Raw genomic sequence first — 21,778 nt, forward strand, 5'->3', positions numbered from 1 at the left:
ACGCAGGAGTCAAATTATTAAGTAAATTTCAATGCTAATGTAAATTTACCAATTGGTATAGTTACCATACAGAAAAACGGCCTGAACTAAGTCCAGCCCGTTACCCTAATTAATAGCTTTCTCCAAGGTTTGTTCCTTCTTTATAACTCCTTCACCCTCTGATCAATTCTTTCAATCTCTGCTAAAGGGTTCTTTCTCCAGTTCTGGCTCCATATGCTCTCAATCGTCCAGCCTCGATTCTCAAGGAATAGCTACCTATAGATATCTGGTTCTTTGGTATTCTTGGATCCTATGGTCCATTGCACCATCACATTCATTCCTAATATATATCTTGATGAATCTTTAGGATGTACAATGGCATATCAATACGATTCCCGAACATTCCGACCTTTGTTGCAACTTCATAGCCCAGGTTGCGCAACTGTTTATAAACTTGTTCTTTAAATGGAAAATCAAAGTACAAATCCAATTTCTGAACATGGGTGTTTGCATTTTCATTAATCTCCTGAATGACAGCGCTAATTTTGCACCTTTTTCTATTCGTCTAGAATCTATCAAATTCCCTTTACTATTCTCGATCACTAAAAAATTCCTGCTTTATATCAAACTTTCAATAAATATGAATACATGATACTTGTAAAAAACAAACAGGTTCATGCCAATTATCTGGACGAAAAGCTCTTGCCAAACTTAATCTTACAAATTTACGTGAATTTTCTCCATAATTAAATGTATTTATAAAATCATTACGATTTTGCCAACCATTTTGTTCGATAGAAACATAAGGAATATTTGAATAAAAATTCCCTAACATATCAGTAAAATCAACTTTTAATTTCCTATTATTAAAATTGTCTTCATATAACCTTACATAATCAACTTCAATTGTACCTAATGACCTTATTCCTTGGTTAGGACGAACATAAAATTTACCTCTATATTCATTTAAATATGGTTGTCCCCAAAAATCATGACCAAAAATATCCAAAACAGAATTTTCAGATATATCCGACAAAAACAATTCTTGTTCTTCTTGGTCTAACCTCCCTATCTCTCTGAATATGGGAGTATTTTGAATATGAACATCCTCTATGTGGGGCAATGTAGCTAAAACGCCCTGTGGAATTGGGACAAGATTTACAATGGAGAATGGTCTTATATTTTGTACCGTATATTGCGTGATTCTTTGTTGAGATATAGGTCTTCGGTAACATTGGGCCTCTGTATCGTAAACACTCATACAAACTCGTTCACCACTCATATTAGTTAAACCGGTTACCACAAACATTAAAACTACCCCTTTTATATATGTTTTACATTAAACCTATTCTCTCGTAAATATTTAGCTACGATACTACGATGGCAGGCTTTATGGTTAGATTCAACACAGAACAAAACTACTTTATGAGCATTAGGTCCTAAAATATCTAAAAAATCATTTAAATTAAAAGACTTTAGACATTCTTGTTCATATGCAGTAATAAAAGCAGCCCCCAGTTCTGTCCTTGTCTGTTTATTAACCCCGGTTTTAATATCTTCTAATTTTTGTTGTTCTCTCACATATTGAGTAGGAGCAAGTTCTTTAATATGAATGTAATTAATATTCAATTGTTGTAATTTATTTTGTAGGTATAAACTGTTTACAAACGAATATTTTTTTCCCCTCATACCTCTCCTAAGCCTTATATCAACAAAAGTATCAATATTATTTTGTTGTAATTGATAGAAAAAGGCCTCCTCGGTATAACCATAAACCCCTATGGTTAAGAAATCCATAAATACACCATCTTTATTTATATTGTTTTCTTGAAGTATAAACTTCATCAAATAAAGCTAATTGTCCACCAGTGAGGCGTTCTATAACTTTTTCTTGACTTAATAAGCGGCCTATTTCATCAATATGTTTAACATTAATATTATTTGCAGTCAGAGTTTCACCAATCAATTTACTTCGGTGACAAGATTCTGGTTTTAATTCGCTGCACATCAGAGCTACTCTTAAGTTCTTTTCATAGGCAGTAGTTAATCGTTTAATACCTTTAAGATAAAAAGGTTGTGTTGCAACTTTCTTGTAGTCAACCTTTCCGTTTGTATAACACTCATCTTCAGGGGGCAAACCACCTAACAAATCTCCCATAAAAACATATCGTATTTTATAATCTTGGAGTACTTCTGATAAATTATTCCTTATAAATGAAGCATCATAACTGGACTTAGGATTAGTTCTAACATCAATTAAAAAATCTATCTCATATTTAACTAACTCGTCAATGAATGTTTTAATAGTACGGTTGCCGTAACCAATTGTGTAAATGGGGAATTTTTCCATAATCGATTTCCTCCTTTGATATCACTCCTCCTTTATATTATAGCATTCAACAAAACCTCATACCTTTATGCCGAAATACTTTAGTGCCAACTTTAATTTTCATAGTAACGGAACAAATTATCCCTTTATTTTTTAAATTTAAACCTATACACAGGAAAGATAAATATTAGTTATAGTTATTACTATTTTTACCTTTTATGTAAATTTTATTTTATTCCAATAAAATAATCAATAGATGATTAAGTTAAATAATGAATTAATGATCAAGTTTTTTTAAAAACTTAAATTAATTTAAAGTACTAGACTAAATTCTAACAGCAATATAGTTAAAGTAATTTAAACGTTATTCGAATATAGCATTGCTTTTTGGCATTAGTTAAAAAGAACAATTCAAGCCAGCAAAACACTATTTTAATTCAAAATGCCAATCCCTTTAACCTTTGATAAAGTAGAATGATTTAAATATTTTTAATCTATTTACATAAAAAGACCCTGTGTAGCGACATTTTTAATGTGTCTTCTACACAAGGTCAAGTTAATAAATATTTTTAATGATAATAAACTAACAATTAAGGTACGTACCTCAAGAAGCATATTTAAGAGTTTTTCCACTATTTTTATTTACTAATTTTTTATTTCTAATTATGGTCTATTTTTTAAAGTTTTCTAATACCTTTATTATTTGCATGTTATTCATTATAAACTTTCCTTTTCCTTATCCTAATATGAGAAGGAGTATAGGATAATGGAAGAAAAGTTTAATTATGAACCATGCGTCAGTATTTTCCTTCTTCACCTATCTGAAAGGCGGATTAGTTTTTCTTGAAAATTTCAGTTTATAGATTCCTACCATCTTCCAATTCATTTTTCAACCTACCCAGTTTAGATAGTAGCCATTATAAGGATACACTGTTATCAGCTTTATTGAAAACAAATTAGTCATATCAACGATAAAAACCAAATCCTGACTTATTACTTTTGATGCCTGTTTTCCTTTATACTTTATTGGATTAATCTCTTGATTCAACAGTGCTTTTCGGCAGAATTGTTTAGCAGCCTTTTTATTAGCAAATGGCTTTATCCTTTCTTCCAGCCTTTCCATAAAATGATCTGTTAATTGGAATTCTGCACTCTCTGGAATACGGAATATATCCCGCCTGTTGAAATGCCTGTTCAGCCTTTCAACTCCTAATTCTAGCACGTTATTGTATTTTCCCATTTTTAAAATTCCTCCATATCTTTCCTCCTTCCATATTCCATTTACTCCTTCTCACAAATAATTATAAGGTTTTTAATGGAAGTTTGTCTATATTCTGTCAAAAGGAATTTTAGACAATAAGCATGCGAATTCGACAATTTTTATCAAATAATTCTTTTCTCGATTTATAGAGAAAAAGCTAAGAACATCGCAATCTTTTTACATTGTTCTTAGCTTAAGTGTGATTTTTCTATTTAATTGTTTCTATTACTTCCCAGCCCTCTTTAAGGGCTTTTTGATATAGATTATAAAGAACTTTTGATTGTTTTTCCGATGGCACTGGTATTTTACCTTCTGTAAATTTTCTCAAAATATCGATTTGAGTAGTAGATAGTGATCTAAAATTATTGTTGCTCATATAATAGCCGAATAACTGAATCCACATTTCAAAATCGCTTTGAATAACAAACATTTGGATTTCAATACCATTGTCCAATTGCTTTTGTTTCTTTTCTGTTCTTTGCTCTACCTTAGCCTCTTCAGTAGTAATAACCATTTTATTTAAAGGTGTTAAATCGATCTCGATATCTCGGACCTCTTTCCAGCATTGCTCTTTTTTACACCACTGGGCTATATTTGCAGAGCCGGGAGGAGGGTTGGTAATATTCTCATAGACTTTTTCTGTAATTACCTTCATAACTTTTTCCAGCTCAAGTGGCAGTCGCCTCTGTTCATTCCATATTGGTCCAAAATCTAAATATAGTTTCCGTTTTTGAAGAGAATAAGAGAGCAATGAAATTGAATAAGCAACTGTTTGGGCTCTAAATGCATTTTCATACCATGGAGCTTTTGAAACAATCTTTTCCGTAGCACGGAATAAGATAACTCGGGAAACAGCATCCTTAAAATAGCTCTCGGTTATTGCTAATTCATTTTTTTCTAGAGTATCTGTTACCGATTTCGCAAACTCCTCAAAACTGTATTGAGCTCCTTTGGAAACAATATGCGGTTTCTGATTCCAGGAATTCTCACTTTTCGCGAGGAATGTCTTATCAATAAGCTGTTCTTTCGGGTTTTCTAATTGGAATTGTTTTTTCTTAGCCGGTGTTAGATAGGCCTGTTCATTTAAATATTCCCCGCGTACCCTTTCATAGAACCAGTGAGTCCGTTTTTGAGCTCCTCCTTGAGCAGCTACCCAAATGCGTTTAGAATAATCTTTCATTTCTTTATGGAAAGGACTATTAGAAAAGAAATCAGATTTATTGACCTTATTTTGTGTGTTAGCATACTCAGATACACTGGAAACAAACTCACTTTTCTTTTCGATGTTGTTTACAACGGATAACTTCATTTGAACAGATACTTTGGAAACATCTAGTTTACCAGTCTTTTTGGCTGCATAAATTGCAGAAGTTGTTTGCCCGCCATTTACAATTTGAAAGTCTGTTATTTTTGTGATATATCCATTTCTGGTTTCAACGTTAGTGGCCGTTGCAGTAATACCATTATTATAGGCGAAAAACATATCCGGCTTATATTGAATGGTATTTCGTATTCCCTTATTAACACCGCCTCTAAATTGCAAAAAAGTACGCACATTTTGCTCAAGTAGTTTTTGCCCGTATTCGTCATAAATTTTATATAATTCTTCTCCGTCTATAATTCCTAAATAGGATTTATATTCAGTCGATGTGTTGTTTACTTCTAAAAAGGGTATGTTAGTCTCAATGGTGTACGATCCTGAACTGTTTTGGGACTTGTAAAAACTAAATAGGTAATCTATATCGATAATTTTATGCTCGCAAGTAATACCTTCAATAGTTTCATTGGGAATATGCGATATATTTTTGGACATCTTCCCATCAGTTAAGATAAGCAAACGGAATTTATCAATCAATTTATTTTGAACGTGGCGATTAATATTAAACGCTAAAGAAAAGGCGTCTGAAGTTTCCTCTAAGTCATAATGAAGTCCTTTGATGCTTAACTCTGCAAATTTCTTTAAGCGATTAAACTTCGTAGATACCAGCTGCTTTGTTAAGGTTTCAATAGTATCTTCTTGAAAGAATTGAAAGTTAATTAAGGTAAATAATTTTCGACCTTCATCAAAATCATATCCATAAACCTCGCAGCCTGTCTTAACAAATTCGGCCATTTCATAATTATGAGTTAAATCACCCATTTGCATTAAATCTTCGCATACTAACTCAAAAAAAGATTGCCCTTTCATTAATCCACGGCTTTCTGAATCCGAAAGTATAGATTGTAAAAAATCCTGATGGAACTCTTCTAGAGTTGCCATAACAATTCCCTCCGTTTAAACCAAAATATCGGTTAAGTTCACTTTAAAATCTTGGCAGCCAGATAAATCAATTTTATAATTTACAGTTCTAATTAGCGGGGAAATATTTTCAGTAGAAATTTTGGGAAACCCTTCCCTAACTTCATACCCACCAACTTCTTCCAGCTGGAAGCTTATCAGTGAATTCTTTTGTATTTCAGGAATATATCCGTACTGTTCCACCTTGTGGTTAAAATCGTTCAAGATTTCCTCTGTTTGAATTTGTTCTGTAATAGATTCTACTAATTCCTTTACCGTTTCCCCTGTTCCAGCTTCGTTCAAAGCACAGGCAAATAAGTATAATGGACTTTTATCTGAATTTAATTGTTCAATAGAGGATATCCATACTGATTTCCCTGATGTTATTCTATAAGACTTCACTTCAATTGCTAATTTTCTTAAGAGAAAATCTTGTTTGTCCCCAAGTGCTCCTACCCAGCTCCGGATACCCTCATCCCACCCATATACAGGAATAATGTAATCTCTTAATATGAGTAATTCACTAAATAAGCCCATCTGCTCCTCTTTGGACATCACTTTAAGTGATGTTCTTTGAAGAAGTTTCTGCCATCGTTCCAGCCTTTTCATAACTTTTCCAATAATATCTCTATCATTATCCCTAATAACAGAGATTAAATCATTGCATAAGACTAAGAACAGTTCCCAATCTTTCATTTCTTTTAGTATCAAAATTAACTGATTAGGTATAGAAGAGTTATCAAGTTTTATATCAATTCCTTTTAACCTGAAATTTCGTATAGAACGAGTAAAATCTTTATCGCACTGGATCATGAGGCCATACTGATTATTGGCATCAATAATCCAAAACACATCATATTTAATATTTTCTCGGACCCGTATCTTATTTAACCGATCTAACCCCTGCCATGGATTATTCATCATATCCACTATCTTCACCAACTTCGTCTTTAAATGCTTCTTCAAGCTGCCGTTTATAAACTGGATTAATTTTGACTTTAATAGTATTTATTTTGGTATCTTTTAAGACTGGGAAACTAATTCCAAAGCCAACAGCGTTAACTTTCCTTCCTTCCTCATCTTTGAGTTCAAGGGCATGAAGCATGAGAAGTGGCTTTTTCAATTTCTTGCGCATTTCAAAAGAATTTAATTTTTTAAATTCCTTTGGCATAATAATGCTCTCCGGCTTCGCACGCGAAAGCTGTCTATTTATAACTTCAAAATAGCCTTGTTTTTGTTTAACTGTACGGAATTGACGTGTTACCTCAATATTATCTTCTTGGAAAGTTTCGTCACCTTTACCGTTGAAAAGAACAACATCCCAGTTCTGTTTGCTGTTTATAATATATTCTTTAATAAATTCTATCGGCATTCTCGATCTTATACCTAATGGATCATGTATATATAAACGATAATTCTCCACGAACTTTTGAATAATATTTTTATCTACATCTTTCCATACATGGCTTTTGTCGTGAAGATGTTTATAACCACCTAGTTTCAAGGTATTAACCGTTTCACGCAGAAGGACTTCATTTGCAGCTAAATCCTCCTTTTGGTTGCTTAGCCATCTAGTTTCTTTTATATGTCCGTCTAAATTCATTTCCAAGTACATATCTTCCGTGTATTTAGATTTATTTCTAGCAGTTACTTGAAGGAGACTATCAGGATGCAGTTGCACAGCTAATCCAAAATCCTTCGGAGTTAAATTTTCCTGTCTCATTTCGTTTAACCTGCTTATTAAATCATTGGTAGCCTCAATAATAAACGCAAATTTATTAAATAAATCATCAGTCAAATACACCCTGCAAATATCCTCATAACCTATCCTATAGCCAAACCAGCGGCCCATCTGCATTAAAGTATCATAATAAATTGTCGTTCTTAAAAAGTAACTTACACTTAAGCCTTCAAGAGTAAAGCCCCTTGATAAACTTAACCCCCCAATAACGATTACATTTGACTGAATATCATCACGATATGCCAAAGGTGTTTTTGCTCTTTGATGTACATCACGAATCAGCACCAAGTCTATTACTTCACATATTTCTTTGAGAATAGCATCGAAATCTAATTCAATCCCATTTAATCTTATCTGGAAGGTTTCCCTCATCGCTTTTAAATGGAATGAGAACCGATATGGATCCTGCAGAGCACCGTATGCTTTTATATCCTTTTTAAGTTCGTCAAAATAATCCTCAACTAGGTCTTTTACCTTCATGTGGACATTAGTAAACCTGGAAATGTGGATCAGCATACTGTTATGTTTTCTTTGATTCCGTAAATTCCTTATTGCAATATTTATAATAAATAGACGAATTGCATCTTTTAAACTTTCGGGAAGCCGTTTTAAATCCGAATCATAATCCTTTTTATGCTTTATTACAAACGGTTCTTCATTTGGCAGGTATTGAACCTTTTCATCCAGTTCATATACAGCCTCTGTTTCAGGTATCTCAACTATAAACTTTTTATTGTCTTGACCAAAAATCTTTTCTGCACCAAAATAATTGGAAGGCGCATCCAACGCATAAATAAAATCACGTGGAAATAAATCACTGCCGACTGTCTCATTTTTTGCCTCATGGTCTATGAAAATATTTGCATAGGGTGTCGCCGTATAAGCAACATAGGCACTCTTTTTAAATTTCCTCAATAAAAGTCGGATTTTTCCATTAATTATTGTTGGATCTTCTTCATTCTTTGTATTGATGGATGCATAATCCGACTCATCATCTATTACTAGCATTGCTTTGTCAATTTCATTCTTATAATGCTTGTCAAGCCATTCCAATAAATTTGACAATGATTTCGGATGTTTTTTGATAACAACCAAAATAGGAAGCTGCATATTTTCAAAGTTGGTAGTACCGCTTGCTTTAGCTGTTTCAATTTTAAAATCGTATTCAGCATTTGTAAGGCTGAACGGCATTTTTTCCCTCAAAAATCCAGGAAGCTTTCCAACACCTTGATAATTTGCTCCAACAAAGACTTCATCTAAACGCTTTTGCGTCTGATCACGAAGGTTATTTAAACCACCAGCAATAACGACAATAAAACGATAACCAGCATCTGCAGCTTTACAAATTAAATGAGCATAGTTAGAAGTTTTTCCGGATTGGACATGACCTACTACCAAACCGTAAATTGCAAAGTCTTCTCCATCGGGGTCTGCCAAATTATTCATTACCGCATCGGTATCTTCATCAGTTGTACTTAGAACATCTGGAGGCAAACTTTTCGCCATATAATTCATATAGTTCTTTGCATAATAATTATCTGATTCCAATTGTTTTTTGCTAGTCCACCAGGTTAAATCTCTAGTCCTTTGCTCTTCACCTGTTACAAGTATCCCCGTTTCAATACGGACTATAAAAGATTGCTCCAGCTCCCTTTGAAGGTATAGCCATGCCTCGTCAGATAATTGTTGTATATCACCGTCATTTTCTATTCCTAAAATGGTTTTAAGCAGAAAGGGAGGTGTCCCTTCAATTACTCTTTTCCATTGCTCGATTTGCTGCTGAATAGTTTCTTCTTTTAAAACGCTTTGTCCTGAAAGATTGTCTGCAATCTTATCTTTAAGATGATTATACATAACATTTTGCTTAGTTTCTCCTGCTATAGACATGCTCAAAATATTCCCCCTTATTTTTAAAGACCTCTGTCTTTAATAGCTCTTTTATAAAATCATCATTAATACTACTCGATTTCCAAGTATCAATCAGAGCTTTTATTTCATCTTCATTGATTAATGATTCCTGTTTAACACTTAGAGGGTTTGTATTCAACTGTGCTACTATTGCATCTAACGGCAAGTACCCTTCCAATCCCATTAGAATCACATTTAAAGAATGCTGCTGTTCATCATTTAAAGAATTTATTAAGTTTCTAATAATCGGATGATTGCGGTTTATAGTAAAGTTTATTTCATTTTTATCGGCGACCAGCTCCCAAAAACGAGTGGTACTCTTGTCTTCAATCTTTTTCCCTCTGCCTGTGAATGGCCTAGATCCCTTTACAGTTACCTGCTGAATTATACGCCGTAAATCCCGTTTGATTTCACTTACTGGATTTGCAGTGGATTTCTTTATATCAATGCCCCAAGCAGAATCTTGGTTATTGGGTATATCAATTTTAATCCTTACAAGCTTATGAGCATCATTTGTTCTATGCATCCCCCACCATGTTCCATATATTAAAAGGCGGTGTGCACGGTATAAATAGAATCCTTGAGATTTGGTATAACCCTCTTTTGTTGCGTACTTTTCAAACTCCTGCTGTGACAATTTTGAATGGTGCGGTAATATAAAAGGCTGTACGATAATTTCTGAATCATAATATTTTATCTTCTCAGGTATTAATTGCTGCGTTGCAATATGCTTTGGATTGAACGGGTTAAACGGTTCTAGCTTATGGCCATTAACTGAAATTTTTAATGCCTTTTTCCCCGGAACTACTCCTTCTAAAAAGCAGTGAAAAACTAAAGATAAATGACTGCTAAGAATATCGATTTTATTAGGTATATCTGATTCTTGAAAAGTATCAATCCCGCGCCATACAACTAGGGTTCCGCTTTCTTGTTCCATAAACTCGTCAAATAGAGGTATATCCTTATATAATTTAAGATCTGGAGTAATTAATAGCCATTCATTCTCTTTAGAAATATATTCAAGGTCCCACTGTTTAATGGAAATTACATCATCTTTTTTTGATAAGACAGTCAAGTCCGTACATTGAGAAAATGAAGCAGTCTTTAAACCTAATCCAAAACGTCCTAAGTCCGATTCTTCTCTTTCTGAATCTGGGTCCTTCGCTGATAAGCGCATCGCATCAATTAGTTCAGAATTCGTCATGCCGGTACCGTCATCTAATAAAGTAAAAACTGTTTTTGGATTTGGAATACAAGAGATTTGTATATTATTTGCCTTTGCTGTAATGCTATTATCCAAAACATCAGCAACCGCTACTTCAAATGTATAACCTATATCTCTTAAAGACTTAATAAAATTTGATACTACTGGCTGTACAACCTCTGTTTTCATTAATTCACCATCTTTATCGTATATATTCTAAGGCTGGGTAAAATTACCCTCTATCCTATTCTATAATAAAAAAAGAATATTCGGTCGAAAATAATGATTTTCCATTATTTTTCCAAAAAAACACAGGGAAATAGAGTACTATATTAAGTTCAAAATAACGGTGTATCTATAAATTCCCTTTAGAATGTTTTATTTTAAATAAATTGGGAAAAATATTATATAATCTCAAATAGGCTGGTTGAAATGACAGATAATTTAACAAAAGAACAAAGAAGAAAAAACATGCAAGCAATAAAATCAAAGTCAGCCTTGGAAAATAAAGTTTCAAAGGCACTTTGGTTACAAGGCTTTCGATTTAGAAAGAATGTAAAACTTTTTGGGAAACCAGACATCGCAATTAAAAAGTTCAAAATTGTAATTTTTATCGATTCATGTTTCTGGCATAATTGTCCACTTCACGGAAATATCCCCAAGTCAAATCAAGAATATTGGATTGGAAAATTAGAAAGGAATAAAAGGCGAGACATTGAGGTCAATGAATATTATATAAAAAATAATTGGAACCTCTTACGAATATGGGAACATGAATTTAAAAATGATTTTGATTCTGCAATAGAAAAAATAGGTAGTTTTATTACTGAAAACAAAAAATAAGCGGTACCCGCTATTAAATGGGGTACCGCTTATAATTTATTCTTTAACTTCAAATTTGTATCCCACACCCCACACAGTAACTATCATTTGAGCAGCATGTTCAGATACCGCATTCATTTTTTCTCGCAGCCTTTTTACATGTGTATCAACCGTACGAAGGTCTCCAAAAAATTCATAATGCCAGACTTCTTTTAGAAGCTGTTCTCTAGCAAAAACCTTATCAGGAGTTTTTGCTAAATAACTAAGCAATTCATATTCTTTAGGGGTAAGATTTACCTCTTTTCCTTCAGCCATAACTTTGTGTGCATCATTATCAATAGTCAGGTATTTATACTGAATAACATCTCTTGCTTCAACATCTGTTGTTAAATAACTTGTTTGTGATGATCTTCGAAGCATAGCTTTAACTCGCAATACTACTTCCCGAGGGCTGAATGGCTTAACAATATAGTCATCCGTACCCACTTCAAACCCCTGAACACGATTTATCTCTTCCCCTTTAGCAGTCAGCATAATAACCGGAGTTGATTTTTTCTCCCTTAATTCCCGGCAAACTTCAATACCGTCTTTACCCGGCATCATTAAATCCAGAAGAATAAGATCAAAATTATTATTTAATGCTTTATTGAGAGCTTCAATTCCATCCTCGGCTTCTTCAATTATATACTCCTCACGCTCAAGGTACATTTTTAGCAATCTACGAATTCTCTCTTCATCATCAACCACTAAAATTTTCGGTTTAGTTTCCAAAGTTCATTCCCCACTTATTACCATTTTAACAGTGAATAGACATCTGATATTTTAAACATAACAAAAAGATGTGAAAAATTAAATAAATATTTAAAATAAAATCTTATAACTGAAAGCATTTCCATACTAATATACATTTTATCTTCTTCACCTTACAAAAAATGAATTAGTTTACTTTTAGTAAACTTATGACTAATACTCGTATTTCTAATGGTAATATATAGCAACAAGGAGGCCTACTATGATTGAGTTCCTAGGGGATAGAATACAAAATGCAAGAGAATTAAGAAACTTAAGCGCTAAAGAAGCCTCTAAGCTTTGTAATGTATCCAAAAGCAGCTGGTCATTATATGAAAGCAATAAAAGAACACCGTCTCTTGATGTTTTAAAACATATCGCCAAAAAACTTAATGTATCTGCCGATTATTTACTCGGTTTATCTGATGATATAGACCTTAAACAACGTATAAAGGAGTAATAATTGATGATATTTACAAACCAGCCAAAGGAATTGCAGAATTTGTATTTAAGAATGCTTCAATCAGCTGGATCATTATCAAATCTTTTTTCAGATAGTGTCATCCCATACATTGTATCTCGAAATGTAGAAAATGCATTTTGTGAAGCTTTTGGAGCTGAAAATTTAGGTAGATCAGATTGTTCCGCAGATGCGTCTTTTAATGGTGATGGTATTGGTATAAAAACTTTTATTCATGGTAATGGGAGAACACTCCAAAAAGTAGCTGAATTTAATAAAGATGCAGATCTATATCGAAATTTAAATCCAAAAGATTTAATAACCACTGTATCTGAACTTAGGAATGAACGGATTGATTTTACGATGCGTACTTATGGATTAAGTTCCATGATTTACCATTGTGTAACACGACTTCCTGGAAAAATATTAATTTTTGAATTACCAATGGATAAGATTGATATATCAAATATTAAAAAAGTCGAAATTAGTAACAAAAATACAATAACCTTTGAGGATGGAAGAAACGAATATAGTTTTAATCTTACAAAAAGCACTTTATATAAACGATTTTTATTAGATAGGCCTGTAGGTGAAATAAATGTAAATATTATTGAAAACCCTTACTTCGTTCTTTCTAATTTTATATCAAGTGAAACCAAAGACCTAAAAAATATTGACTTGATTTATTTCGACCCACCTTATTTTTCCGATTCTTCAAAAGCTATAGATGTATTTAGCGGAAGTGGTACAACTTACTTTACGAAAAATATAAATTATTCAAGGTCACAAAGTGATACTGATAGTTTAGATTACGTAATACTACCTCTTTATTCTGATCGCGGGAACAAGCGGCATGTTCCAGAAAAAAGCGGATTAAATCAATGGAACGCTGGTGGCAGAGCCAGACATCACGATGAAGTTTATATAACAATCCCGAAATGGATTCATGATGTATTTCCCAGCTTCTTCCCTCCTCGTGACCAGAGTTTTCAATTAAAGCTACCTGATAAATCACTTTTATCAGCCAAGGTTTGTCAGGATAACAGTAAAGCTTTAATGAGTAACCCTAACCGAGAACTAGGAGATTGGTTATTACGAAAAGTTCTGTGCTTATCTGAAAGAGAACTATTGACATATGAAAAACTAAAAATATTGGGAATAGATTCTGTTATCATCTATAAAAATTATAATAGCCATTATTCTATTGATTTTTGTAGTATTGGTACTTTTGATGACTTCCAAGCAGAGTATCAGTATGGAAACCAATAATATAGATTTCCGTAAGCTCTTAAGTTAGGATTTCGGAAAAAATAAATAAGGCTTTTTTAAATTTTATCACTGTACACCAAGACCATACATTTATCCCAACTCTCTTGAATTTAAGCTATACCCGGAATAATTAACATTTATTGGTAAGGAGGGTAATGCATTGAAGTTAAATTTCCAAAAACAATATGATTACGCGGATGGACTTTTTAAAGACGTATACTCATTTACTAATACAAAAAAATTTCAACCTTTAAAAAGCATCGATAGGGACTTAGTTGAAGAAGTTTTTAACTTTGCATATGGTATGAGTTTCGGCGGAGAAGGACACCACCGCGTTCATCGTACTGGTGGCAGCAATCGTAGAAGTAATGGTGAATTATTTGCAGATACCTTTCAAGGTAAACTTGCGGAATTTGCCTTATGGAGCACCTTTAAGGACAATAATTTAGATGTTGTAAGACCTGATACGGAAATGTACGGAGAAGGTCTATGGGACTCCAGTGATTTTAATTTCAAAGAAAAAAAAATAGCAGTAAAATCTACAAAATCATACGGGCAATTATTACTTTTGGAATCAGAGGATTGGAATAACGAGGGTCTATATATACCTAATTTAAACACCGGCAGCGAAAGCTATGATTATTTTGTTTTAATAAGATTAGAACCTTTTACCGCTGATATTCTTCTGAAGAATAGATTATATTTTAATAATACAGCAAGTGAAGAAAAATTAAAGGGACTAATTTCGGAATATGAGTATACATTTGATATCCCTGGTTATATGTCTAGAAGGACTTTAATCGAGATGATACGTAGAAATTACTTTATTCCAAAAGGTGCATATTTAAACAAGATATACAAAAAGAACCTCATTGATGCGAATAATTATTATATTCAAACAGGGAATCTGAAAAATATAAAAGGGTTAATTGATGACCTTATACAGTTATAACTTTAAATTTATAAAATTAAATTGAAAAAAGTGCACCCTTTATAGGGTGCACAAAGTTTAAATACGAAAAGCAATTTGGGCTTCATTGTCATTTTGATTATTAACAGTATTAAGAGCTAAAATGAGGTTCTCAGCTATTCGTTTAATTACCGGCACACTTACTGCATTTCCGGCTTGCTTATACAAATGAGATTTTGCCATTCCTTCTGGAATAATATAATCACTATCCACAGGAAATCCTTGGAATCTCAATGCCTCTTTTGGTGTTAATTTACGATATCCCCATTCATCTATAATCAAAGGAACATTATGTCCACCTGTTCCCATATTGGCAGTAAGTGTTGGACACACATTACTTTGGTTTTCTCTAATATACACCCTTCTTAATTGATATACAGTGTCATTTCTCTTCATTTCATCTATTATCATTTTGTAATACTGGCTTGTTGGCTCGTAATAAAAACTAGGGTCTTGTTTTTCATCTCTATCAAGAATGTCATCAATTGATTTGGTTAATTCAATTTTTTCTGGCCACACAAATTTATTAAAAGCTTCTTCCTCTTTAAAACCAACTATAAATATTCTTTCTCTATTCTGAGGTATATTTCCATACTCCATGGTATTCATAACTTTACTATCTATGTGGTATCCACTTTCTCGTAGCATTTGTTCAATAACTCTAAAAGTATTTCCATTGTCATGACCTTTTAAGTTCTTTACATTTTCTAAAAAAATTGCTCTAGGTTCAAGTGCTCGAATAAAACGAACTACATCAAAAAATAAAGTCCCCCGCGGGTCAATTGCCTGTGTTAGTCCACCACATTCTGGACAAACTGCCCCATTAATATATTCGTCGTAAGAAACACTATGTTGGTGTCCGCAATTATTGCATTTATATTTCATCCCATGTCTATTTCCTGCTACTGAAAAAGCCACGCAGGGCCACCCTGCAGTCAATATATCCAGGTTGTGGGGAATATCTTCCTCATTTGGATCTAAACTTCTAATATCAGCTTCTCTTAATGTATGATTAAAATTAGCTCTGTAAGTAATGCATGCATTCCTGTCAATTTCATTTGCCCATACAATATGAGCACCTGCTTGTTCAAATCCCTTGTCTATTCCGCCTATTCCAGCAAAGAGACTTGCTACTGTTGGCATAAAAAAAACCTCCCGCCGAATCGAAAATATGTTCCTATTTATACTAGCTGTTTGTATTTTACCACATAGTTTCATTTCTTGGCAGCCCTAAACATATATATTTTAATATTCTCTGAAAAACAAAAATAGAGCCCTTAATTCTACTATTGGGTGATAGAAGGCTTTGCTTGTTACCGACATAAAAGCCTTTTCCTAACATACTCCACTCCTCATTAATGTGAACAATGAAAACGATGGGGCTCCTTGGTATATGCAATACGCCGTTAAATTAAATTCAATGGCTATGTATTAGTGGCGTGCTTCTCTTTCAAGTCTACACTAATTTCTTCTAGCGTGTCCCTATTCCAAGATATCGTGAGTACTTGGCTTTATATGCATTATGTTTAAGTATAATTCGAGAGGATAGTAGTGGGTATAAGAATTTAGTAAATATTCATATATTTTCTATGCTGAAATAAGTGTCAGAATTATTGCTTCGTTACACTGGGTTATTATATATCAGTGTAAAGTAAAAAATGTTTATAACAAAGTTTTGTACCTATGTTTTCGATTGTTTTTTAATTTTAGTTTATATCCCATCTGTACAATTTTGTGTAGCTCATCTTTGGGACTTGAATTAATTATCCCAATAACTAATTGTTTTGTAATAACTTCTCCATTATGAAGTATGTTATTCTCCTTTGCTTTAACTACTACTTTATTAATACTATTTGTACGGGCATACTCTTTAATAATCCATTTATTCAAATTAATTACTTGGTAGGAATTAAATAGATTAATAAAATGTTGGAGCCATTTTATTTCCATTTCAGCTTTTTTAATTGTCATTAATTTATTCATATTATAACCATCCTACTAATAGTTTATTACGAAAAAGAAACAAGATACCTGATTATTTTAATGAACATTATTTGAAGGTGGGATATAAATAGTTGCAGTCTATTATGGATTGTTTTTTGACATGTTTTTTATTTAGAGCAGCCTTTTCTTCATGATAAACAAAGCAACCAATGGCGTGGATAAGGCTATCGTCCTATCCAACAAAAAGATGTAGGCTATTTTTATCCTTTTTAGTATTTTTTTGAGAGTTAAACCTCATGCCTTTTGTAAAAAACAATTTGAAGATGGATAGGTCCATTATGATGCGGTAAGGACTAGACTCAAAAAGGTCTTATCTAATAAACAGAAAGCCGAGTTCATATGAAGATGGCCGTCTTAGATCAAGTGTTTCCAGTTTAGGAATGTTTAGAGACGTATTAATCTGTTGCCTCTCTTCCCACCTTACTGGAATTTCCTATTTTTCAAAGTACCCTAGAAGCAGGCAAAGAGACAGTTACTTACAGAATAAAACAGTCATTGTCGGTTAAGCAAATAAAACTCTCACCCTTAAGACTGCACCGGATGCCGGGCTGCAGCTTAAAGATCCTCTTCCCTTAGAAGAGGATCTAATCAAATGTTCAATAACTTATACTTTCCAACTGCCAGTCTTTTGGTGAACCACATAAATAATAACTCGTACAATTATTTAGATTTAAATCGTAATGAATATTTTGTACACCCTGAGGAACTCCATTTTTAAGATCATTTATAGTGATTTTTGGAAACCCATCACTGACTAAATACATACGTTCATCGACAATATTAAAACAGAATTCCTCATATTCTGATTCGTATTCTGATAAATAACCAGATTCCAGAATTTTGTTTTCGAATTCTAGCAGTAAGGTTACATTATCTGAAAGGGTATCTTGAATGCTTCTTATCAAAAAAGGAAGAGAGTATTTTGATCTCATATCACTTCTTATTCGCAAACTATAAAGGAATAGTTTTCCATTTATCGGTATCTCTAATTGATTCAAGCCATTTATCTTATGAACATGTCCTGCCATAGATGAGGTGGTTTTTACTTCTACTGAAAAATTACTACTCTCAAAATCATACCTGTTTCTACTTGGACCAAACCAAGTCAAGACTTGGTCCACTCCTTTTGGTAATAACCAATTTTTCAAGAACCATAGTTCCCCGAACAATCCCTTTATTTCATTTTCACTTAAAATCGGTTTCAACCCTCGGAGCCAAAATTTCCGCCATTTATTAAGGGTAGTACTAACTGCTAAGGAGGCGCCGTCCCCGCCTTTTAGTCTATTAAAAATTTCATTTGCTATAACATTGAACAGATTATTATTATCCTTTTGGATGCAACACACATCCAAATATGGGCAAATAGGTTGGTCATCAATTTTCAGATCCCGACCATAGACCAAAATTCCTCTACTCTTATTATCCTTGATTGCCTCAGATATATCATTCAAAGGTAGAAGTATATGTCGGTATCCAACCTGGTCAGATGCAAGCATGAAATTGGATACATAATTAATACGGTGAACATTTAATTTTCCATAGTCAGGGACATTTGCTTCAACTTTGTCCCATGATTCTTCAGTAACAATGGTTTGCATTATTGGATTCCCACCCCTACAGAACCTGTAATGTACTCTTGTGCATCACTGCTTTCGGATGGAGGGAAAATAAAAGCTAACCCAATAATGTGCTCACCCTCTTCAGGATTCTCAAAAATTGCTGTTCGGGAATCACTCTCTATTGTTTGAGAGTCATGGCCGGAGTATTTACTTATGGGGTATATTAATAAAACACCATTTTGAGGTGACCGCAACTTTCTTAGTTCCTCTCCAAGCGTTACTTTTTCTTCTTCTTCATTACGTTCTTTACCTTTTAACCGTTGTTTAATTTCATTAACTTGTTCTTTTGGCAGTCTAATTTCATCATCCCCAGCAGACATAATAGCTCCCAAAGAAGAGCTGTTTGTTCTCAATGTACGCTGAATTAGATTGACCTGCTGATCTGGTATCCAAAGATCTATTGTTCCTAGTCGATCACTTTTTGTTTTTCTTCCCATTACCGCCACAGTCCAGATGTTTAACTCCGGTTCATCTAACTGATTCATACGAGTAATATAATTTGATATTGCATCAGTTCTAACGGTAGTAGCATCTGGATCAGTATTATATACACCAAGGTAATCTAGAATAGATTGTGAATCTATATTATCCCAAATTAGTTCCCCGTCCACTGGTTTACCTAAACTTTGCAAAAAGCTCTTTGTACTATCCAAATTGTTTCGTAAGAACTCAATATCATCAAACGGAAACACCGTCGTTTCTGACACCTGATCTTGATATGAAACATGAACAGATTGAGCCGCTCGCATCTTGGAGGGGCTTGTAACAAGCATGCCCGGGTGTTGTCGGATTCTTACACCTACTTGAAGAGGAGTACGTCCTTCACGTTCATATTTAGCTATATCTCTTCTAAGATGTTCCTCCACGTCTACTAGAGCTCTAAATTTCCTTTCCAATGAGCGAGTTGTGTATATTCTAGTAAGATCTACATATCCATTTCTATAACCAAACCATCTTCCCATTTGCATCAATGTGTCATATGCGTAATTATTACTTGTACGAACAAAGTAACTTATCAAAAGGCCTTCTAGTGTGAGACCCCGTGATAAACGATTGCCACCTATAACTATTGCTTTTAAATCCGGGTCAACCTCATAATTGATTACATCAGTTGAGCGACTATGCAGCTGACGTATTTTAACTTTTTCAAGAAAAATTGAAATATCGTTTATAATATCGCTAAAAGGAATGTCATATTGGGCATCCATTTTGTGTGTTAATGGACGAAATTTATCATCCCATCTTGTCTTAAAAATACCTATTAACTTCCCTTGTTTTCTGTTATATCTCCATTCTTCCTGGATTGAAGTTAATTTTCCTTCGACCAAAGAAGCAAGTTTTTCTTGAATTGATGTACGATAACTGGTGTGAATTAACATTGAAGCAGGTTCATTACCTTGACCTCTACGAATTCTTGCTGCCCCGGCTAGGATGAAATCATGAATAGCATTTTCTAGGCTTTCTGGTATGGTAGGTGTAAATGTTTCTACCTCCGCTCTGCTAGCAGGTACCAATTGAGAAACATCATTTTTGCTTACATGTTTAATAATATCTAAACCTGGATTTTTAGAGTCTCCGAATATCTCTTTAGCCCCAAAATAACCATGAGGACGAGGAAGTGACATAATAAAAGAACTTGGATATAAATCATCCCCTGAAACACGATCTTTAGCTTTATGTTCTATTAAGACATTTGCAAATGGTGTAGCTGTATAGGCTATAAATGCTTTTTTATTAAACAAATCTACTAGCTGTCTAATATAATCATTAATTGCGCTAGGAGATTCTTCTACAGTTTCATCTTCAGGATCTAAATCATAAGGACGGTTTCCGCCAGTATTAACAGATGCTTGATCAGCTTCATCATCTACAATTAGGCAAGGAATTTCACTTAGTGTTTCCTTGTCGGCCCGTCTCAACCAGCCTAGCAAACGGTCAAGTATACTCCCGTGTTTTTTCATAACTATTAGAATAGGTTTATCCCCATTTAATATTGTCGGATTCAAATGTCCAGGATTGAAATCCCCTCTAGTTAAATCCGCTTTAGTTAAAGTAACCCACTCCTTATCTCTAGGTGGCTTCCCTACACCAGCTGGTAAATCGTTTGAGATACCGACTAATTCCTTATCCAAACGTGTTTGTGTCTGAAAACGAAGAGAGTTATGCATTCCAGTAAGTATGATTATTAACTTGTAACCTGCATCCGTTGCCTTTGCAATTAGGCCAGTGTAATTAGCAGTTTTTCCACTTTGAACATAACCCACAACAAGCCCCTTTGTAGTAAACGAACGGCAATTTTTGGGGTCTTCCATCTGTTCTAGAATTTTATCAGTTGATCGATCTATTTGACGAACTACAGAATCAAGCGACCATTGTTTTTTGTCTATTAGATATTCTCTAAGAGTTGGCCAATAATACCATTCTGCCCTATCGACCATTGGTAACCATTCAACATGTTTCCTATTAGGGTCAATTATCATATTAGGATCAACTGCAGTAGTAGGTCGTTCCTTTTCAAAAGCTTCCTTAATCTTTTTAGCAAGATTACTATTTATAGCAGGTAGGTTTTCAATTGCCTCTTCAATTGAACATCCAAAGCTATCAATGAAAGTCCTAATAATCCTTATGTATTTATCTATTTCAGTTGTAGAATACATACTTACCTCCCATATATTAGACACTTGCCTATTTACATATTTTACTAGTTATTTTCAATAAATAATAGATTATTCCTGTCCAGTACCAAATTAATTCCTCTGCTCTTTTTCATTGGCCTTCAGTGTAGAAGATTGCTTAACCTTAGATCTTTGCTAGGACTTCTTGATTGGTTGCTCAGCATACCAGCTATCATATCCTTCGATTCCTTTCATTGAATATTGTAAAGTAAATGTTAAACTACGACGTGCGGAAAAAAACACACTTTGATAATATTTGCATTCGTGCGGATTACGACTTTTTTATCTTTTCTATAAAAAGTCTGTATCATATATTTTTATCCTCAACTGAACCAAATTCTTTCATAATATTTCTCCTTCACTAATCTAATCACATGAAGTTCTAATAACTCTAGGACCAAAAATTCAGTCATTATTAAAACTTCTTGCCAGTGGATTTTCATCTTATTTTTTAACAAGTCATTTTTGCA

Annotated in this window: 17 protein-coding genes; 4 read left to right on the top strand and 13 right to left on the bottom strand. The window is 33.5% G+C overall.

Annotation, left to right across the window (positions count from 1 at the left end; translation table 11 throughout):
• Window positions 1–610: 610 nt before the first annotated feature.
• From A8F94_RS15560 to A8F94_RS15595, 8 genes are all read right to left on the bottom strand, one after another.
• Window positions 611–1,288: a hypothetical protein gene (locus tag A8F94_RS15560; protein WP_066202247.1), complete on the bottom strand. Its 678-nt coding sequence runs from the start codon at window positions 1,286–1,288 to the stop codon at window positions 611–613.
• A gap of 14 nt (window positions 1,289–1,302) precedes the next feature.
• Window positions 1,303–1,776 carry a DUF488 domain-containing protein gene (locus A8F94_RS15565; protein ID WP_066202484.1) on the bottom strand — a complete coding sequence of 158 codons (474 nt, stop codon included), beginning with the start codon at window positions 1,774–1,776 and terminating at the stop codon, window positions 1,303–1,305.
• A gap of 13 nt (window positions 1,777–1,789) precedes the next feature.
• A complete protein-coding gene (locus A8F94_RS15570; RefSeq protein WP_077247747.1) occupies window positions 1,790–2,329 on the bottom strand; it encodes a DUF488 domain-containing protein in 540 nt (179 codons plus the stop codon).
• A gap of 868 nt (window positions 2,330–3,197) precedes the next feature.
• Window positions 3,198–3,548 carry a hypothetical protein gene (locus tag A8F94_RS15575; RefSeq protein WP_066202250.1) on the bottom strand — a complete coding sequence of 117 codons (351 nt, stop codon included), beginning with the start codon at window positions 3,546–3,548 and terminating at the stop codon, window positions 3,198–3,200.
• A gap of 229 nt (window positions 3,549–3,777) precedes the next feature.
• Window positions 3,778–5,829 carry an AIPR family protein gene (locus A8F94_RS15580; protein ID WP_066202251.1) on the bottom strand — a complete coding sequence of 684 codons (2,052 nt, stop codon included), beginning with the start codon at window positions 5,827–5,829 and terminating at the stop codon, window positions 3,778–3,780.
• 15 nt (window positions 5,830–5,844) lie between these two features.
• The gene (locus tag A8F94_RS15585) at window positions 5,845–6,771 is read right to left on the bottom strand and encodes a PD-(D/E)XK motif protein (RefSeq protein ID WP_066202252.1); all 927 of its coding nucleotides are present in this window, start codon (window positions 6,769–6,771) and stop codon (window positions 5,845–5,847) included.
• Entirely contained in the window at window positions 6,761–9,475 is a 2,715-nt protein-coding gene (locus tag A8F94_RS15590; protein WP_066202254.1) for a Z1 domain-containing protein, read from the bottom strand. The genes A8F94_RS15585 and A8F94_RS15590 overlap by 11 nt, the downstream gene beginning before the upstream one ends.
• Window positions 9,453–10,889 carry an ATP-binding protein gene (locus A8F94_RS15595; RefSeq protein WP_066202256.1) on the bottom strand — a complete coding sequence of 479 codons (1,437 nt, stop codon included), beginning with the start codon at window positions 10,887–10,889 and terminating at the stop codon, window positions 9,453–9,455. The genes A8F94_RS15590 and A8F94_RS15595 overlap by 23 nt, the downstream gene beginning before the upstream one ends.
• 243 nt (window positions 10,890–11,132) lie before the next feature.
• Between A8F94_RS15595 and A8F94_RS15600 the strand changes: the two genes are divergently transcribed.
• Window positions 11,133–11,543, top strand: coding sequence for a very short patch repair endonuclease (locus A8F94_RS15600; protein WP_066202258.1), 411 nt, complete (start codon window positions 11,133–11,135; stop codon window positions 11,541–11,543).
• A 36-nt stretch (window positions 11,544–11,579) separates the two neighbouring features.
• Here the strand turns inward: A8F94_RS15600 and A8F94_RS15605 are convergent, their stop codons facing one another.
• Window positions 11,580–12,293 carry a response regulator transcription factor gene (locus A8F94_RS15605; RefSeq protein ID WP_066202260.1) on the bottom strand — a complete coding sequence of 238 codons (714 nt, stop codon included), beginning with the start codon at window positions 12,291–12,293 and terminating at the stop codon, window positions 11,580–11,582.
• 241 nt (window positions 12,294–12,534) lie between these two features.
• On the opposite strand from A8F94_RS15605, the gene A8F94_RS15610 reads away from it, so the two are divergent.
• The 3 genes from A8F94_RS15610 (at window position 12,535) to A8F94_RS15620 (ending at window position 14,992) form a co-directional block, all read left to right on the top strand.
• Window positions 12,535–12,771: a helix-turn-helix domain-containing protein gene (locus tag A8F94_RS15610; protein ID WP_066202262.1), complete on the top strand. Its 237-nt coding sequence runs from the start codon at window positions 12,535–12,537 to the stop codon at window positions 12,769–12,771.
• Window positions 12,772–12,777: 6 nt separating this feature from the next.
• Window positions 12,778–14,040: an NgoFVII family restriction endonuclease gene (locus tag A8F94_RS15615; RefSeq protein ID WP_066202264.1), complete on the top strand. Its 1,263-nt coding sequence runs from the start codon at window positions 12,778–12,780 to the stop codon at window positions 14,038–14,040.
• Window positions 14,041–14,200: 160 nt separating this feature from the next.
• On the top strand, window positions 14,201–14,992 hold the full coding sequence (locus A8F94_RS15620; protein WP_066202265.1) for a hypothetical protein: 792 nt from the start codon (window positions 14,201–14,203) through the stop codon (window positions 14,990–14,992).
• A 57-nt stretch (window positions 14,993–15,049) separates the two neighbouring features.
• Here A8F94_RS15620 and dcm read toward each other — a convergent pair whose 3' ends face one another.
• The 4 genes from dcm to A8F94_RS15640 all read right to left on the bottom strand — a co-directional run bounded on the left by dcm (window position 15,050) and on the right by A8F94_RS15640 (window position 21,290).
• Window positions 15,050–16,153, bottom strand: coding sequence for a DNA (cytosine-5-)-methyltransferase (gene dcm, locus A8F94_RS15625; RefSeq protein WP_066202266.1), 1,104 nt, complete (start codon window positions 16,151–16,153; stop codon window positions 15,050–15,052).
• A gap of 519 nt (window positions 16,154–16,672) precedes the next feature.
• Window positions 16,673–16,993 (bottom strand): hypothetical protein, encoded by a 321-nt coding sequence (locus A8F94_RS15630; RefSeq protein ID WP_066202267.1) that lies wholly within the window; start codon window positions 16,991–16,993, stop codon window positions 16,673–16,675.
• A 617-nt stretch (window positions 16,994–17,610) separates the two neighbouring features.
• Window positions 17,611–18,612, bottom strand: coding sequence for a PD-(D/E)XK motif protein (locus A8F94_RS15635; RefSeq protein WP_066202269.1), 1,002 nt, complete (start codon window positions 18,610–18,612; stop codon window positions 17,611–17,613).
• Window positions 18,612–21,290, bottom strand: a complete 2,679-nt coding sequence (locus A8F94_RS15640) for a Z1 domain-containing protein (protein ID WP_066202271.1) — start codon at window positions 21,288–21,290, stop codon at window positions 18,612–18,614. The genes A8F94_RS15635 and A8F94_RS15640 overlap by 1 nt, the downstream gene beginning before the upstream one ends.
• Window positions 21,291–21,778: the final 488 nt, after the last annotated feature.

Origin of the sequence: Bacillus sp. FJAT-27225 (genome assembly GCF_001685025.1) — a bacterium.
In the GTDB taxonomy this organism is placed as follows: Bacteria; Bacillota; Bacilli; order Bacillales; family Cytobacillaceae; genus Bacillus_D.